The 16,293-nt window shown below is 73.1% G+C and carries 11 protein-coding genes and 1 pseudogene; 6 read left to right on the forward strand and 6 right to left on the reverse strand.

The features are described from left to right. Positions 1–64 precede the first annotated feature (64 nt). The 3 genes from uca to ACYP53_RS20305 all read left to right on the forward strand — a co-directional run bounded on the left by uca (position 65) and on the right by ACYP53_RS20305 (position 6,976). Positions 65–3,694 carry an urea carboxylase gene (gene uca / locus ACYP53_RS20295; RefSeq protein ID WP_459648393.1) on the forward strand — a complete coding sequence of 1,210 codons (3,630 nt, stop codon included), beginning with the start codon at positions 65–67 and terminating at the stop codon, positions 3,692–3,694. After that, the gene (gene atzF / locus ACYP53_RS20300; RefSeq protein WP_459648394.1) at positions 3,691–5,406 is read left to right on the forward strand and encodes an allophanate hydrolase; all 1,716 of its coding nucleotides are present in this window, start codon (positions 3,691–3,693) and stop codon (positions 5,404–5,406) included. Before uca ends, atzF begins: the two co-directional genes overlap by 4 nt. A 187-nt stretch (positions 5,407–5,593) precedes the next feature. Continuing rightward, positions 5,594–6,976 carry a cation:dicarboxylate symporter family transporter gene (locus tag ACYP53_RS20305; RefSeq protein WP_459648395.1) on the forward strand — a complete coding sequence of 461 codons (1,383 nt, stop codon included), beginning with the start codon at positions 5,594–5,596 and terminating at the stop codon, positions 6,974–6,976. Positions 6,977–7,018: 42 nt separating this feature from the next. Here the strand turns inward: ACYP53_RS20305 and ACYP53_RS20310 are convergent, their stop codons facing one another. The 3 genes and pseudogenes from ACYP53_RS20310 to ACYP53_RS20320 all read right to left on the reverse strand — a co-directional run bounded on the left by ACYP53_RS20310 (position 7,019) and on the right by ACYP53_RS20320 (position 10,347). Then, on the reverse strand, positions 7,019–8,593 hold the full coding sequence (locus tag ACYP53_RS20310) for an FAD-dependent oxidoreductase (protein ID WP_459648396.1): 1,575 nt from the start codon (positions 8,591–8,593) through the stop codon (positions 7,019–7,021). A 35-nt stretch (positions 8,594–8,628) separates the two neighbouring features. Continuing rightward, positions 8,629–8,955 (reverse strand): annotated as a pseudogene (locus tag ACYP53_RS20315) (FAD-dependent oxidoreductase); the annotation flags it as partial. Between the two features lie 327 nt (positions 8,956–9,282). Further along, a complete protein-coding gene (locus ACYP53_RS20320) occupies positions 9,283–10,347 on the reverse strand; it encodes a phophatidylserine decarboxylase associated domain-containing protein (protein WP_459648397.1) in 1,065 nt (354 codons plus the stop codon). A gap of 393 nt (positions 10,348–10,740) precedes the next feature. Between ACYP53_RS20320 and ACYP53_RS20325 the strand changes: the two genes are divergently transcribed. Continuing rightward, positions 10,741–13,521, forward strand: coding sequence for a tetratricopeptide repeat protein (locus ACYP53_RS20325; RefSeq protein WP_459648398.1), 2,781 nt, complete (start codon positions 10,741–10,743; stop codon positions 13,519–13,521). A 173-nt stretch (positions 13,522–13,694) separates the two neighbouring features. Beyond that, positions 13,695–14,243, forward strand: coding sequence for a DUF1259 domain-containing protein (locus ACYP53_RS20330; protein ID WP_459648399.1), 549 nt, complete (start codon positions 13,695–13,697; stop codon positions 14,241–14,243). 75 nt (positions 14,244–14,318) lie between these two features. On the opposite strand, the gene ACYP53_RS20335 is transcribed toward ACYP53_RS20330, so the two are convergent. Both ACYP53_RS20335 and ACYP53_RS20340 read right to left on the reverse strand, forming a co-directional pair. Continuing rightward, the gene (locus tag ACYP53_RS20335; RefSeq protein ID WP_459648400.1) at positions 14,319–14,852 is read right to left on the reverse strand and encodes an ATP-binding protein; all 534 of its coding nucleotides are present in this window, start codon (positions 14,850–14,852) and stop codon (positions 14,319–14,321) included. Between the two features lie 97 nt (positions 14,853–14,949). Next, positions 14,950–15,318 (reverse strand): STAS domain-containing protein, encoded by a 369-nt coding sequence (locus tag ACYP53_RS20340; RefSeq protein WP_459648401.1) that lies wholly within the window; start codon positions 15,316–15,318, stop codon positions 14,950–14,952. A gap of 119 nt (positions 15,319–15,437) precedes the next feature. Between ACYP53_RS20340 and ACYP53_RS20345 the strand changes: the two genes are divergently transcribed. Next, entirely contained in the window at positions 15,438–15,785 is a 348-nt protein-coding gene (locus tag ACYP53_RS20345) for a helix-turn-helix transcriptional regulator (protein WP_189914345.1), read from the forward strand. Between the two features lie 13 nt (positions 15,786–15,798). On the opposite strand, the gene ACYP53_RS20350 is transcribed toward ACYP53_RS20345, so the two are convergent. Further along, the gene (locus tag ACYP53_RS20350; RefSeq protein WP_459648402.1) at positions 15,799–16,221 is read right to left on the reverse strand and encodes an SsgA family sporulation/cell division regulator; all 423 of its coding nucleotides are present in this window, start codon (positions 16,219–16,221) and stop codon (positions 15,799–15,801) included. Between the last annotated feature and the right edge of the window lie 72 nt (positions 16,222–16,293).

Raw genomic sequence — 16,293 nt, forward strand, 5'->3', positions numbered from 1 at the left:
ACACCGGCAGCCCGTCAAGCACCGCCCCCACCGCCCCGCCGCCCGCTCCGGAGGAGCCGCCATCGTGTTCGACACCTTGCTCGTAGCCAACCGCGGCGAGATCGCCTGCCGCATCCTGCGCAGCGCACACGCCCTCGGGTTGCGCACGGTGGCGGTGTACTCCGACGCCGACCGCACCGCCCCGCACGTCCGGATGGCCGACGAGGCCGTACGACTCGGCCCGGCGCCCGCCGCCGACAGCTACCTGCGCGCCGACCTGGTGCTGGAGGCGGCCCTCGCCACCGGCGCGGGGGCGATCCACCCCGGCTACGGCTTCCTCTCCGAGAACGCCTCCTTCGCCGCCGCGGTGGAGGCGGCCGGCCTGGTGTTCATCGGCCCCACCCCGGCCCAGCTGGAGGTCTTCGGCGCCAAGCACACCGCCCGGGCCGCCGCGCTGGCGGCCGGAGTCCCCCTGCTGCCCGGCAGCGGCCTGCTCGCCGACGAGGCGGAGGCCCTGGGCGCGGCGGAGACGGTCGGCTACCCGGTCATGCTCAAGGCCACCGGCGGCGGAGGCGGCATCGGCATGCGGGCCTGTGCCGGACCGCTGGAGCTGCGGGAGGCGTTCACCCAGGTCACCCGCCTGGCCCAGGGCAGCTTCGGTGACGGCGGGGTCTTCCTGGAGCGGTACGTCGACAGCGCCCGCCACGTCGAGGTGCAGGTCTTCGGCGACGGCGCCGGCGGGATCGCCGTGCTCGGCGACCGCGACTGCTCCCTCCAGCGCCGCAACCAGAAGGTCCTGGAGGAAGCCCCGGCACCGGACCTCCCCTCCGACGTCCGAGCCCGACTCCACACGACGGCACGGGAGTTGTGCGCGTCGGTCGACTACCGCTCCGCCGGTACCGTGGAGTTCGTCTACGACGCCGCGCGCCAGGAGGCGTACTTCCTGGAGGTCAACACCCGCCTCCAGGTCGAACACCCGGTCACCGAGGAGACCCACGGCGTCGACCTCGTCGCCTGGATGCTGCGGCTGGCCCGCGGCGAGACCGGTTTCCTCCACGAGCCGGTCCCCCGCGGCCACGCGGTCGAGGCCCGGATCTACGCCGAGGACCCCTCCCTCGACCACCGGCCCAGCTCCGGCCTGCTGACCCGGGTCCGCTTCCCCGACGGCGTCCGCGTCGACGGCTGGGCCGAGACCGGGCAGCTGATCTCCACGGCGTACGACCCCATGATCGCCAAGATCATCGCGACCGGCGACACCCGCGCCGAGGCCCTCGACCGCCTCGCGCGGGCCCTGGCCGACACCAGGATCGACGGCGTGGAGACCAACCTCGGCCTGCTCCGCGCGGTCTGCCAGGCGCCCGACGTGCGGGCCGCCCGGCACACCACCGCCACCCTCGCGGGCATCACCGATCCGCGACCGCGCATAGACGTCGTACGCGGCGGCGCGCAGACCACCGTGCAGGACTGGCCCGGGCGCACCGGCTACTGGGAGGTCGGCATCCCGCCCGGCGGCCCGATGGACGACCTCTCCTTCCGCCTCGGGAACACCGCCGTCGGCAACCCCGAGGGCGCGCCGGGCCTGGAGTGCACCCTGGAAGGAGCGGCCCTGCGCTTCTCCCACCCGACGGTCGTCTGCGTGACCGGCGCCCCGGCCGAGGTCCGGGTCGACGGACGGCCCGTCGAGCAGTGGCAGCCGCTGGAACTGGCGGCCGGCCAGGTCCTGGACGTGGGCACCCCGAAGGGCCCCGGCATGCGGACCTACGTCCTCGTCCGCGGCGGCCTCGACCTTCCCGACTACCTCGGCAGCACCGCCACCTTCACGCTCGGCGCCTTCGGCGGGCACGCCGGACGGGCGCTGCGCGCCGGAGACGTCCTGCGCCCGGCCGCGCCCGCCGCCGACGCCCCCGCCCCCTCGGCGGTGCCGGCCGCGGACCGCCCGCACCTCACCACCCACTGGCGGATCGCGGTCAGCGAAGGACCGCACCCCGCACCGGACTTCCTCACCCGCGACGGCCTGCGCACCGTCTACGAGACGGACTGGAAGGTCTCCGCCCAGTCCGCCCGCACCGGCGTACGGCTCATCGGCCCGCGTCCCGAATGGGCCCGGCCGGACGGCGGCGAGGCCGGCCTGCACCCCTCCAACGTCCACGACACCGCGTACTCCGTCGGCGCGGTCAACTTCACCGGTGACACGCCCGCCATCCTCGGCCCCGACGGCCCCAGCCTCGGCGGCTTCGCCTGTCCCGTCACCATCGTCCGCGCCGACCGCTGGAAGACCGGACAGCTGCGCCCCGGCGACACCGTGCGCTTCGTCCCCGTCGGCGAGACGACCGCCGACGCCCTGCGCCGCTCCCCCGCCCTGCTCACCCTCCCGACGAACGCCGGCCCGGACGGCGACGACGGTGTCATCGCCCGCCGCCCGGCCACCGACACCACCCCCGAGGTGACGTACCGGCGCGGTGCCGAGGACAACATCCTGGTCGAGTACGGCCCGATGACGCTCGACCTGTCGCTGCGCATGCGCGTCCACGCCCTCGCCCAGCACCTGCACGCGCTGCGCCCCTCGGGGCTCGTCGACATCACACCGGGCGTGCGCTCCCTGCACCTGCACACCGACCCCGACGTGCTCCCCCTGCGCACCCTCCTCGGTCTGCTCCAGGAGGCGGAGGACCAGCTCCCCGCGACCGCCGACCTGACCGTGCCCAGCCGGGCGGTCCACCTCCCGCTCTCCTGGGACGACCCGACCGTCGAGGAGGCCATCGCCCGCTACACGGCCTCGGTCCGCGACGACGCGCCGTGGAACCCGTCGAACCTCGACTTCATCCGCCGCATCAACGGCCTGGACAGCGTGGAGGACGTACGACGGACGGTCTTCGACGCCCAGTACCTCGTGCTCGGCCTGGGCGACGTCTACCTCGGCGCCCCCGCCGCCACCCCGCTCGACCCGCGCCACCGCCTGGTCACCACCAAGTACAACCCGGCCCGCACCTGGACCGCCGAGGGCGGGGTCGGCATCGGCGGCGCCTACCTGTGCGTCTACGGCATGGAGAGCCCCGGCGGGTACCAGCTCATCGGCCGCACCGTCCCCGTCTGGGGCGGCCTGCGCCCGCCCCGCTCCTTCGCCGACGGCCAACCCTGGCTGCTGCGCTTCTTCGACCGGATCATCTGGCACCCGGTGAGCCCGGAGGAACTCCTCGACATCCGCGCCGACCTCACCGCCGGACGCACCGCCCTGGACATCCGGCCCGGCACCTTCTCCCTCGGCGAGCACGAGAGGTTCCTGCGCGAGAACGCCGACAGCATCGCGGCCTTCCGCACCCGCCAGGCGGCCGCCTTCGAGGCGGAACGCCAGGCGTGGGAGAAGGCGGGCGAGTTCGCCCCCCGTGAGGCACCGGAGGCGGTCGTCCAGGACGCCGCTTCCTTGACCCTCGAACCGGGCAGTGTCCTGGTCGAGGCGCCGCTCAGTTCGACCGTGTGGAAGGTCGAGGCCCAGCCGGGAGACCGGGTCGAAGCCGGCCAGCCGCTCCTCGTTCTGGAGGCCATGAAGATGGAGGTGGTGGTCCGGGCCCCCGCCGGCGGCGTCATCGCCGACGTGCTCGTCACCCCCGGCCAGCAGATCGACGGCGGCACCCCGCTGGCCGTCGTCAGGGAGTCCACCATGGAATCCGTCGTTGAATCCGTCGTTGAATCCGTCCTGGAAGAGGAGACCGCATGACCCAGGCCCCGACCGTCAGCTGCGCCGAGCGCGTCACCGACGCCTACCGGCGCATCGCCGAAGCCGACCGGCCCGAGGTCTGGATCACCTTGCGCCCCGAGACCGACGTCCTGGCCGAGGCCCGCGAGCTGGACCGGCGCATCGCCGCGGGGGCCGAACTGCCCCTGGCCGGCACCCTGGTGGCCGTCAAGGACAACATCGACGTGGCCGGCCTGCCCACCACCGCCGCCTGCCCCGACTACGCCTACCCGCCGGGGCGCTCGGCGCCCGCCGTGCAACGGCTGGTGGACGCGGGCGCGCTCGTCCTCGGCAAGACGAACCTGGACCAGTTCGCCACCGGTCTGGTCGGCACCCGCAGCCCCTACGGCCCCGTCCGCAACGCGCTGCGCCCCGAGAAGATCTCCGGCGGCTCCAGCTCCGGTTCGGCGGTCGCCGTCGCCCTGGGCATCGCCGACATCGCCCTCGGCACCGACACCGCCGGCTCCGGCCGCGTCCCCGCCGCCCTCAACGACATCGTCGGCATCAAGCCCACGCTCGGACTGGTCCCCACCACCGGAGTCGTCCCCGCCGCCCGCTCCTACGACGCCGTCACCGTCTTCGCCCGTACCCTCACCGAGGCCCAGCGGGCCCTGGCCGTGATGATCGGCCCCGACGAGGGCGATCCGCTCAGCCGCGCCTGGCCGGAGGACGTACGGCTGTCGGCCCCGGAGCACCCCCGCCTCGCGGTCCCCCGGGACGAGGACCTCGCGCCGCTCTCGCCGGAGGCGCGGGCCGCGTTCCGTACGGCCGTCAAGCGCCTGGAGGCCGCCGGCGCCGAGGCCACCGTCATCGACGTCTCACCCCTGCTGCAGGCGGCACGCCTCCTCTACGACGGCGCGCTCGTCGCCGAACGCTACGCCGCCGTGGGCGAGTTCATCGCCGGTGACCCGTCGGCCGCCGACCCGACCGTGGCCGGGATCATCCTCGCCGCCGGCGGACTGCCCGCCCACGCCCTGGCCGCCGACCAGGAACGCCTCGACGGGTACAAGGCGCTCGCCCGCCGCCTCCTGTCCGGCTACGACGCGCTGCTGCTGCCGACCACCACCGAGCACCCCGACATCGCCGCCGTCCAGGCCGACCCCGTGGCCGTCAACTCCCGCCTGGGCACCTACACCAACTTCGTCAACCTCCTCGACCTCGCCGCCGTCGCCGTGCCGGCCGGCGAGGCCGACGGCAGCCCCTTCGGCGTCAGCGTCATCACCCGCGCCTTCGAGGACCAGCCCGCCCTCGACATCGCCGCCCGCCTCACCGACGAACAGGCCCCGACTCCCCTGCCCGGCACGGGACTCGACCTCGCCGTCTTCGGCGCCCACCTGCGCGGCCAGCCCCTCAACCACCAGCTCACCGACACCGGCGCACGCTACGCGGGCGAGGTCACCACGAGCGCGGCCTACCGCCTCACCGCGCTGACCACCGTCCCGCCGAAGCCCGGCCTGGTCCGCGTCGGCCCGGGCGCCGGAGGCCCGATCGCCGGAGAACGCTGGACCCTCTCACCCGCGGCCCTCGGCCGCTTCCTGGCCGCCCTGCCCTCCCCCATGTCGCTGGGGCGGATCGAACTCGCCGACGGCACCTGGGTGCTGGGCTTCCAGTGCGACCCGCACACCGCGTCCACCGGAACGGACATCACCCACCACGGCGACTGGCGCACCTACCTCGCGACCGGCGCCTCCTGACCGTCGCTGCCGCGGCGGCGGCCGCCGGGCTCCTCGGGAGGAGTCGAGACCCCGGCGGCCCGCACGACACCCGGCCTTAACGCCGGGGACGTGGGGGTGTGACGAACGGCCAGCAGAATCCACCACACGCCCATCGATGCGGAAGATTCATTCCGCTGTACGGAATTCTTCCGGGAAGGGGATTCGCATGACCGACGCATCCGCGCCGGCCCGAAACCGGGCCGTGGCCGTGCTGCTCTCACCGTTCGCCCAGGTCATCGCCGCTATCGGGCTCGGGATCGCGGTGGGGAACCTGTGGCCGGACGGCGCTCACCACCTCAAGCTGATCGGTGACGCCTTCCTCAACGCGATCAAGGCCGTCATCTCGCCGCTGGTCTTCTGCGTGGTGGTGCTCGGGATCGCCAAGGCCGGCGACATCAAGACCGTCGGACGGATCGGCGTCAAGGCACTGATCTGGTTCGAGGTCGTCAGCACGGTCGCCCTGCTGGTCGGCCTGGCCGCCGGCAACCTCCTCGAACCCGGGCAGGGCTTCGCCGGCGGCCACCCGAAACTCGACGCCGCGGCCGTGGACCAGAAGACCGCAGGCGCCCAACTCCCCGGTTTCACCGGCTTCCTGCTGAACCTGGTGCCGACCAGCGCGGTCGGGGCCTTCGCCAACAACCAGCTGCTGCAGGTGCTGTTGCTGGCCGTGCTCTGCGGGACGGCGATCGGACACCTGGGCCACACCCGCACCCCGCTGGTCCTGCAACTGGTCGACCAGGCCGGTCAGGTGATCTTCCGGGTCGTCGGGTACGTGATGAAGCTCGCGCCCCTCGCCGCGTTCGGCTCCGCCGCCTACCTGATCGGCCAGTACGGCATGTCGGCGCTCTCCTCGTACGGCGCCCTCATCGCCTGCTGCTACGGTGCCGCGCTGCTGTTCGTGGTGGGCCTGGCCGTGCTGCTCAAGGTGTTCACCGGGCTCAGCCTGTGGCGCTTCCTCCTCTACACCCGGTCCGAGTTCTCACTCGCGGTGGCGACGGCGTCCAGCGAGGTCGTGCTGCCGAGGATGATGCAGAAGCTGCGCGACGCGGGCGCCGGCGAGGCGCCGACCGGGCTGGTGCTGCCGACCGGCTACTCCTTCAACCTCGACGGGGCGTCGATCTACCTCTCCGTGGCCACCCTGTTCATGGCGCAGGCGCTCGACGTGCACCTGTCGCTGGGCCAGCAGGTCACCATCGTGCTGATGCTCATGCTCACCAGCAAGGGCATGGCCGGCGTCCCGGGCTCCGCGTTCCTGGCCCTGTCGGCGACCGCCGCCGCCGTGCACGCCTTCCCCGCGGGCGCGGTGGCTCTGCTGCTCGCGGCGGACCGCCTGATGGACACCATGCGCGTGGTCACCAACCTGCTCGGCAACTGCGTCGCGACCTTCGTCGTGGCCCGCTGGGAGGGTCTGCTGGACATCGGCCGCGCCAAGGCCGCACTCGCCGGAGAGCCGGTACCGGCACCGGCGCCCACGGAGCGCGGCGCACGCGACACGACGACCGACCTCCCGGAGCGGAGTGCGCCCGTACCGGTGGCCGCGCTCGACTGAGCCACCGGCCGGTGGGCGTCCCTCAGGAACGGGGTGGCCGCCTCAGCGCTCCGGACCACCGAACCACCGGCCGGCGGCCCGCTCGAAGGCCGCACGATCGAGGGCCGAACGCTCGAAGGCCGCACCATCGGGTTCGCGATCGCCCGCCCAGGCGACCGTGCCGTCGGGCCGGACGAGCACGGCGCCCAGGCCGAGGTCGTTCCTCGCCGTCCCGGCCGCGTACCGGATCCGGCCCTCCCAGCCCATCGCCGAACCGTGCAGGGCCCGGTCGGCGGTGAGGTCGAGCAGGACCCCTCGCCCGTCGTGCATCAGGTCACCGAGGCGGGTGCCGTCCGCGAGGCGGAGGTCCGGGGCGCTGCGGCCGGTCAACGGGTGTTCGCCGCCGAGGTCGTAGCGGTTGGCCGAGCCCGACGTCCGCTCGAAGACGTAGGTCGTCCCGTCCCGGGTCCCGAGCAGGTCCCGGACCACTCCCTGGATCGCCCGGGCGTGCGGGTCCGGCCTCATGACCTCCACCTGGGCGCGTGACCAGTCGAGCACCGCCGCGCCGATCGGATGGCGCTCACCGGTGTAGGTGTCGAGAAGCCCGTCCGGCGCGTGCCCCCGCACGGTCGCCGCGAGCTTCCATCCCAGGTTCACGGCGTCGCCGAGGCCGAGGTTGAGTCCCTGCCCGCCGAGCGGGGAGTGGATGTGGGCGGCGTCGCCCGCGAGCAGCACCCGCCCCTGGCGGTAGGTCGTCGCCTGCATCGCCCGATCGGTGAAGGTCGAGGCGAGCCGGACGTCGCTCAGGGTCACGTCGGTGCCGGAGACCCGGCGCAGGACCTCCTGGAGCTGGTCGCGGGTCGGTGGCTGCGAGCGGTCGAAGGCGCCGCCGTCGAAATCCATCACGCCGATGTGCCCGTCCAGGTGCGTCCGGAGGTACAGGCCCATCGGCGTCAGGTTGAACCCGGGGCGCAGCTTCTCCGGGTCGGCGACCGTGGCGTGCATGACGTAGCCGGTGAACTGCGGCTCGGTGCCGACGAATTCGAAGCCCGCGTGCCGGCGCACCGCGCTGCGCCCGCCGTCGCAGCCGACGAGCCAGCGCGCCGGGTACTCGTGCTCGCCGCCCCGCGCGACCACACTCCCGTCGTGCTGGTCGACGGCCGTGACCGTGACGCCGCGCCTGATCTCCACGCCGAGCTCGGACGCCCGCTCGGCGAGCACCGTCTCGACCGCTTCGAGGTTCGTCACCGCACCCTCGGCCGCCGGGCCGGACAGCCGGAACGGCAGGGCGGTGAGGTCGACCTTGGCCGGGTCGAGCATCATGCCGGCGAAGTGGCCCGCGCCGCGCGGGGGTGACGGCTCGTCCGCGTCGAGGTCCGCACCGGGGTCCGCACCGGAGTCCCCCTCCGCGTCGTCGAGGGCGCCCGAGGCCGTCAGCAGCGGGCGCAGCAGCCCCCGGCGGTGGAACGCCTCGACCGACGCGGCGGACAGGCCTCGCATCCCGAGCGGTTCCGCCTTCCACGGGGAGCGCGGCTCCGGCTCCCGCTCCAGCACCAGGACGGAACAGCCCGCGAGGCGCAGCTCGCAGGCGAGGAACAGGCCGACCGGGCCGGCGCCCACGATCGCTACGTCATGCATAGGAACTCCTCGTTCCGAAGCGGGGGTCGAACGGCTCATCGGCCGTACTCGGTGATCATGTCGGCCAGGCGCCGGGCCGTGTTGTCGCCGGAGTCGGCTCCCTGGACCTGGGCGCCTTCGAAGACGACGTCCTCGGTGGGGCGGGCGAACATGGCCTGCTCGTACGCGGTGAGCGCGGCCTCGACGTCGTCGGGGTGTGCGGCGAGGGCCGTGCCGAGTTCGGCGCCGTCGAGCATGGCCAGGTTGGCGCCTTCGCCGTTCGGGGCCACGAGGTGGGCGGCGTCGCCGACCAGGGTCACCCCCGGCACCCGGTCCCACCGGTGCCCGATCGGCAGGGTGTAGTGGGGGCGCAGGACGCGGGCGAGGACGAGGCCGCTGAGCCCGGCGCCGATGATCGTGACAGGCGTGTTCATGCCGGTGTCTCCTTCGGGATCGAGGCCGCCCGGTGAGCTCGGGCCGGCCGCCTGCGGAATGTCAGGCACTCAGAGACTGACCCGGGCCGCTCACACGGCGCACACACGGCACTGACAGCGGCTCACATGCGGCTGACACGCCCGTACGGCGGTGACGGGGGGCTGCTCGGTCTGCCAGCACTCACCACGAAGGGTCCGCCGACACGTCGGCGGGCCCTCATGAGTGATCGCGGTCGGCGATCTGTCGGCGATCTGTCTGCGGCGGGAAGACGTCCCTCAGCGGGTGTGGGCGATCTGCGAGTTGACCGCGCACCACTGGCCCTTCGCCATGTCTCCGGTCGTGTTGTCCGGCACGTCGAAGGCGGCCACCGCACCCGGCTGGAAGACCACGACCATGCTGGAGCCGCCGTAGCTGAAGTACCCCAGCTCGTCGCCCTTTTCGACCGTCTGCCCCGGCGTGACCCCGATGGTGAGCGAGGAGATCTCGGTGATGCCGACGGGCATCACGCAGACGACGCCGACGGGGTCGGCGCTCTTGATGAAGACCAGGGCACGGGCATTGACCGAGGCCTCGTAGATCTGCGACTGCACTCCGGCGTCCTCGTCGTGGCCCGCCGATTCGAGTTCGGTGAACGTCAGCCCCTCGACCACCCGGGCGCTGATGACCGTACCGCCGACCGGTGCGTGCCAGCGGTGGTAGTCACCGCCGGAGAGGAACGACTGGTAGACGTCGCCGCCCGCGAAGCCCTCCGTCAGATCGCTGCCGTCCAGCATGTCGTAGAGGGAGTAGCGCTGGCCCTTGACCCAGAACTCGTCGGTGCGCTGCACGTTCCCCTGGATCCTGACCACCCTGCCGTCGTTGGGGGCGACGATGACCTTGGGATCCGTGCCACCCGCGACCGGCCGCTTCTCGGGCCTGATCTCCCGGTGGAAGAAGTCGTTGAACGAGGCCAGCCCGCCGTAGGGCCGCCCGAAGTCGATCTCGAAGTCGTCGAGCTTGAGCTGCTGCCGAGCCGCCGGTGACAGCCATTGGTCGGTGGTCAGCACCTCACGGCTGGCGGGGCTGTCCAGGTACCCGCACCACTCCCGCATGATCCCCACGAGCGCCCTGTTGAGGTCCCTGTTGCGGAAGACCGCCTCCCCGGCCGGCGTGAACATCATGTCGTGCCGCACGATCGCGTTCCGCGCCTGCTGCCGCTCGACGTACCCGCCGACCTCCTCCAGCCAGGCGTGGACGACGGACCGGTCCTCCGGCAGGTACCCGCCCGCCCGGCCGAACGAGTTCCGGTAGCGGGCCTCGACGGCCTGCTCGCTGTACTGGTTACCGTTGCTGTACGTCATCGGGCTCCCTCACCTGACTGGTGAACTGAACGCGACAGGGAAGTCCTGACTCCGCGTCCACGTTCGGCAGCACGACCTCGACCCGCGGCGCGGGGTGCCCCGCGGGGTGCCGCACGACCCGGACGAGGCCCTTCGAAACGATCTTGATTCCGCCCACCCCGATAGAATTATCCGCACACGATCTACTGGGTGTCCATCCGGCTCATCACGCGGAGTCACATCGGTCGGGTTTCCACCACAGGGCAGGGGCCCGCAACCCACCACCCACACGTGGCGAGTGGACGATCAACGGTGGCCGACTGCCACCGGAGGCGAGTTCGGCCGAACCCGTACCGATCGACGGTGTACCGCGCAAGGATGTGCGCCGTCGAATGATTGACGGAGGATCAGATCATGAACGAAGTGATGCCGCCGCAGCGGCCGGGGGACGGCGCGGGAGCGGAAAGCGGGACGAACGTCGTCAACGTGATCACCAACTCGACGGTCCACGGCTCGGTCGTCCAAGGCGGCACCGTCCACCTGCCGCCGCCCCCACCACCGGAATGGCCGGTGTCCATCGGCGTCATCCCGATCCTGGCCAGCGCCTTCCAGCCGCGCACCGCCGTACGCGAGGCGATCGACCAGGTGCGGGCCGGGAACGAGACGGTGGTGCTCTCCCAGGTCCTCGCCGGGGGCGGCGGAGTCGGAAAGAGCCAGCTGGCGGCCCACTACGCCTGGCAGGCCCTGGAGGACGGCGTCGACGTGGTGGTCTGGGCGGCCGCCGCCGACCCGGTCTCCGTCCTCCTCGCGTACGCCGAGGCCGCGGCCGCCGTTCAGCTGCCCGGTGCCACCAACGCCGCCGACCGCGTCGACCAGGACGCCCGGCGCTTCCTGAACTGGCTCAGCAGCACCGAGCGCAGCTGGCTGGTGGTCCTCGACGACGTCACCGACTTCACCGCCACCAGGCCGCTGTGGCCCGGGCGGTCACGCCGTGGCAACGGCCGGGTCCTCGCCACCACCCGCCAGCGCGGCGCCCACGCCTCCGGCGGCGGGCGGGCCGTCGTCCCGGTCGACGTCTACGACACGGCCGAGGCCGTCGCCTACCTGCGCGAACGCCTCACCGGCGCCGGCTACCCCTACCTGCTCGACCCCCGGGCCGAGGACCTCGCCGAGGCGCTCGGACGGCTGCCGCTCGCCCTCGCCCACGCCGCCGCCTACATGGTCAACCAGCAGCGCACCTGCACGGCCTACCTGGACCTCTTCCGGGAGCGCACCCGCACCCTGGACGCCGTGCTGCCGCCCGAGGCGGACACCGAACTGTACGGGCGGCCCGTCGCCGCGGCGCTGCTGATCTCGCTGGACGCCGCCCAGCAGACCGAACCCAAGGGCCTCGCCGTCCCGGCCGTCCGGCTGGCGGCCCTGCTCGACCCCGCCGGACACCCCCGCGAGCTCTGGACCACCGACGCGGTGACCGAGTACCTCGCGAAGCAGCGCGCCGCCGGAGCGACCGGACCGGACTCCCCGCCACGCGCCGGCGGCCCGGACGCGGAGCCGGCCGAACCGGGGGAACCTCCGCCGGTCAGCGCCGACGAAGCGCTCACCGCCCTCGCCGTCCTGCACACCTACAACCTGATCAGCAGCTACCCGGCCGGGGTCGACCTCCCGCACCGGGGCGCGGTGGCCGCCCACCGGGAGGTCTCCATCCACGCCCTCACCGCCCGCGCCGCCCGGGACACCACCCCGGAACCGACCCCCACCCAGTCCGCGGTGATGTTCGCGATGTACCAGCTCTGGCCGGCGGAGGACCACCTCGACCACCGCCTCGCCGCCAGCCTCCGGGCCAACACCGCGACCCTGCGCGACACGGTCGGCAGCGAGGTCCTCCGGCTCTTCCCGGGATTCGCGCTACGGGACAGAGCAGGGCTGAGCCTCCTCGCCGCCGGCCTGCACACCGAAGCCGTCGACCACTGGGAGGAGGAGGTCGAGGCCAACCTGGCCGAACTCGGTCCCGAGGACCAACGCACCCTCATCTCCCAGGCCAACCTGGCCGCCGCCTACGAGCAGGCCGGCCGTGCCACGGACGCCGTCGTGCTCCGGAAACGGGTCGCGGTCGAACATGAGCGCCTCTTCGGAGCCGACTCCCCCGAGACCCTCGACATCCTCGGCTCCCTCGCCGCCTCCTACACCCAGATCGGCTTCGAGAGCGACGCGGTGACGCTCAAGGAGCACGTCCTGGCCGCCCGGGAACGGGTGCTCGGCCCGCTCCACTCCGACACCGTGAACTCGCGGAACAACCTCGCGCTCACCTACGAGATCAACGGGCGGTACGAGGAAGCGCTGGCCCTGAAGGAACAGGTGGTCGTCGAACTCGCGAACCTGCTCGGCGCGCAGGAGCATCCCCGGATGCTCATCGCCCTGGCGAGCCTCGCCTCCAGCTACGCCCAGGCCGGCCGGCTGGCGGACGCGATGGAGATCGAGGAGAACGTGCTGGAGGCCTCCGAGCGCATCCTCGGGCCCGACCACCCCGACACCATGGCCGTCCGGGTCTCCCTCGCCTCCTCGTACGCCGCGACGGGCCGGGGCGAGGAGGCCCTCGCCCTGCGACGGCAGGCCGTGGCCGACCAGACACGGGTCCAGGGCCCGGAGCATCCCGACACCCTCAAAGCCCTCGCCGACCTCTCGGTGTCCTGCCGGAGGACGGGGCGCCACGACGAGGCCGTCGAGATCGCGGAGCGGGTACTACCGCTCCGGTCGCGAGTCCTCGGACGGGACCACCCGGACACCCTGATCTCCGCCGCCAACCTGGTCAACGCCTACGCCACGGCAGGCCGACCGGGGCGGGCCCTGAAACTCGCCGAGGCCCTGCGCCCCCACCAGGAACGCGTCTTCGGCCCGCACGACGACAGCACGCTGGCGGGGCGCCACGCCGTGGCACTGCTACGCGTCCTCCGGGGCGAGTCCGTCCTCGCCGAGGATCCGGCACGGGCCGCGAAGGACGCCGAGCTGGCCATCGAGGCCGTCGGCCCGCACGTCGAACCCCGGCTGCCGGCCCTCGACGAGGCGCTGGAAGACGCCCGCCGCCTCGCCGAGGCGGCCCGCGCCGCGCTCCGGGCGCGCGAGGGTGCCCCCGGGGGCGGGGGCGAGGGCCGAGCCGGCGATACCGGCGGGTCCCCGGACACCCTCGCACGTCCCTGACCCTCGCGGCAGGACGGTCAGTGTGTGAACGCGTCCTTGACCCCGCGCACACCGGATCGCCGGTACGGCGTGGCGCTTCAGCGCTTCGACGGCCCCGCTCGGTTTCATGGTCCCGACCGGCCGTCCGGCGGGGCCGAGGACTGAGCGGCTGAGGGGCTGATGTGGTGAGCGGCATGTCGGCACGGGGTGCGGAGGACATCCAGGTGCACCCGTCGCGCCGGCGGCTGCTGGCCGTGGCGGCGACGGTGCCGGTGCTGGTCGGGTCCGCCCCGAGGGCGGGCGCGGTGGAACCGGCCCGGCGGCAGACGGTGATGCCGGTGCCGACCGTGGAGGCGGACTGGGGCGAGGTGGCCGAAGTCCTGGGCCGGCCGGGCACGATGGCGGACGGCTCGGTCTACCGGGTGCGCTTCACCCGGCAGGACCTGCCGGTGACCACCTACGGCGTCCGGCTGTTCGTGGGCTCCTACGCCGCCTTCACCCGCTACGGCGACGGCCGGACACTGCTGATGGGCAGCCTGTCGGTCACCGAGGCCGAACTGCAGCCCGCCGTCGACGCGCTGCACGAGGGCGGGCTGGACATGACCGCGGTCCACAAGCACCTGCTCGCCCACGAGCCGGCCATGTGGTGGGTCCACTTCCACGGACACGCCCTCGCCCCCTCGGCCCTGGCCCGCACCCTGCGCGCGGCACTGGACGCCACCGACACCACCCCCGCCGCCTGACCGGGCGTCATCCGCACCGGCCGTCCGCCGGCCGCAACCAGTGCGGCATCGCCACCGAGGCCGACCTACCCGTCCTCAATCGCCCCGCCCCCTACCAGAACCCCTGGCCCACGCTCCCCCAGCCACCGTCGGGTCCGGCTCGCCCGGACGAACCTCCGCGCGTCCCCGGACCGCGCGATCCGTGAGCCGGCCGGGCGGCAGTGACAGGTCCGCCCACACGGCCTTGCCTCCGTCGAGGGGGTAGTGCCCCCAGCGCACGGCCAGGCGTTCCACGATCATCAGCCCGTAGCCGCCGTGCCCGGCCGGCCGGTGTCCGGCGCGGCGCGGCGGCTCGGGGCTCGGGTCGGTGACCGTGACGCGCAGCCGGGCGCCGTGCTGGGTGAGGCCGAGGTCGCAGGGGCCGCCGGCGTGGCGTACGGCGTTGGTGACGAGTTCGGCCGTGACCAGCAGGACGTCGTCGGATGCGGCGGGCGGGTCGGCGAGGTGCCGGTCCCGTACGAACCGGCGGGTGAAGGCGATGGCGTCGCTGACGCAGTACGGATTGCCGTCGGTGTCGAGGGTGAGCCGGCGCTGGTGGTGGGAGGCCGCAGGGGCGGGGGTGGGACACATGGAAGGACCCGGCCTGTCCGGAGCTTCTTCGTGGTCGGGCGTGTGCCCCGCTCCGATCCGCCCAAACCGTTCCGTGCGGAGGGTTCGGTGCGGAGCTTCAGCGCGGCGCGGCGGGCGGCCGCAGGCTGTGGCGGACGGCCTGTTCGGCGGTGGCACGGACCGGGAAGAGCGGGGCGGTCTCGGTGATCTCCAGGACCCGGCGCACCATGTCGCTCGGCGCCACCAGGACCAGTGCGGTCGGTCGGCCGAGTGTCCGTTGTCGCAGCGTGAGCAGGAGGTTGAGGCCGGTGGAGGTGAACAGTTCCACCCGGGAGAGGTCGACCGCGAGGACGGAGGGTGCCCGGTCGAGGGCGGCGTTCAGCGCGTGTGCGGCGATCGGTTCGCTGTCCATGGTCACGTCACCCGCCAGGACGCAGACGAGCGCGTCCCCGATGGCCACGGTGTCACTCTTGAGACGGACGGACATGGGAAGGTCTCCTTCACGTACCGTTTCCATCCTCACCCGCCCACCGCATATGTCAAGATTTGCGTGAATCGAATGTCGTGTTTTCGACACCGTGAACCGGCGGTCGTACGCTGAGAGACGTGGAGAACGGCACCGCTCCGGGTGGGTCGTGGACCTTCCTGACCAACCACGCCCGCGTGCTCGTCCAGATCGCGCGCGACCCCGGCATCCGGGTCCGCGACATCGCCGCGCGCTGCCTGCTCACCGAGCGGGCCGTCCAGCGCATCATCGCGGATCTCGAAGAGGCCGAGTACCTCTCCCACGAACGCCGTGGACGCGCGAACCACTACCACGTCATCGACGGCAAGCAGCTGCGGCACCCGGCCGACAGCGGCCCCACGATCGCCGAACTCCTCGCCACCCTGCTGCGCTCGTCGACCGACGGCACTGCCGCTGCCCCGGCGGCCGGGCCGGGCGACGCGGCCTGAACCGGGCGCGCGGTCAGTCCGTGTCGCGGAACCAGGCGAGGGCGGTGTCGATGTCGAGGTGGTCGGGCTCCGATCCGGCGGGCACCAGCGTGAAGGCGTCCGTGAGGAAGGCGGTGACGGCGGCCTCCGGGGCGCTGAGCACGGCCTGGCCGTCCGGGCTCCGCAGGGTGATGAGGACTTCACCGGCGGTTCCCGGCCTGACCTTGACGTCGCCGTTGCCGGCCGGGGCGTGGCGGCCCTCGTTCAGCAGGTCGCGGCTGAAGTACCAGCACACCTCGGCGTCGGGGCCGGTGCAGCCGCACGGGGTCAGCGGAAACACCAGACACGCCGCGTAGGGAAGGGCGGTGTCGAAGCGGAGTTCCACGTCCACCGGCAGATCGGGCAGCGGGCTGTCGGGGAACGTGACGGGCATCGGGCGGACAGCGGACTTCTGCATCGGGTCGCCCTCCTGTGGCGGTGGTGCGCGCCGGCCCGGGCGGACCGACGTGTGTCAACGGCGCCTACCCGT

The sequence above is a fragment of the Kitasatospora sp. Ki12 genome, from assembly GCF_054601375.1.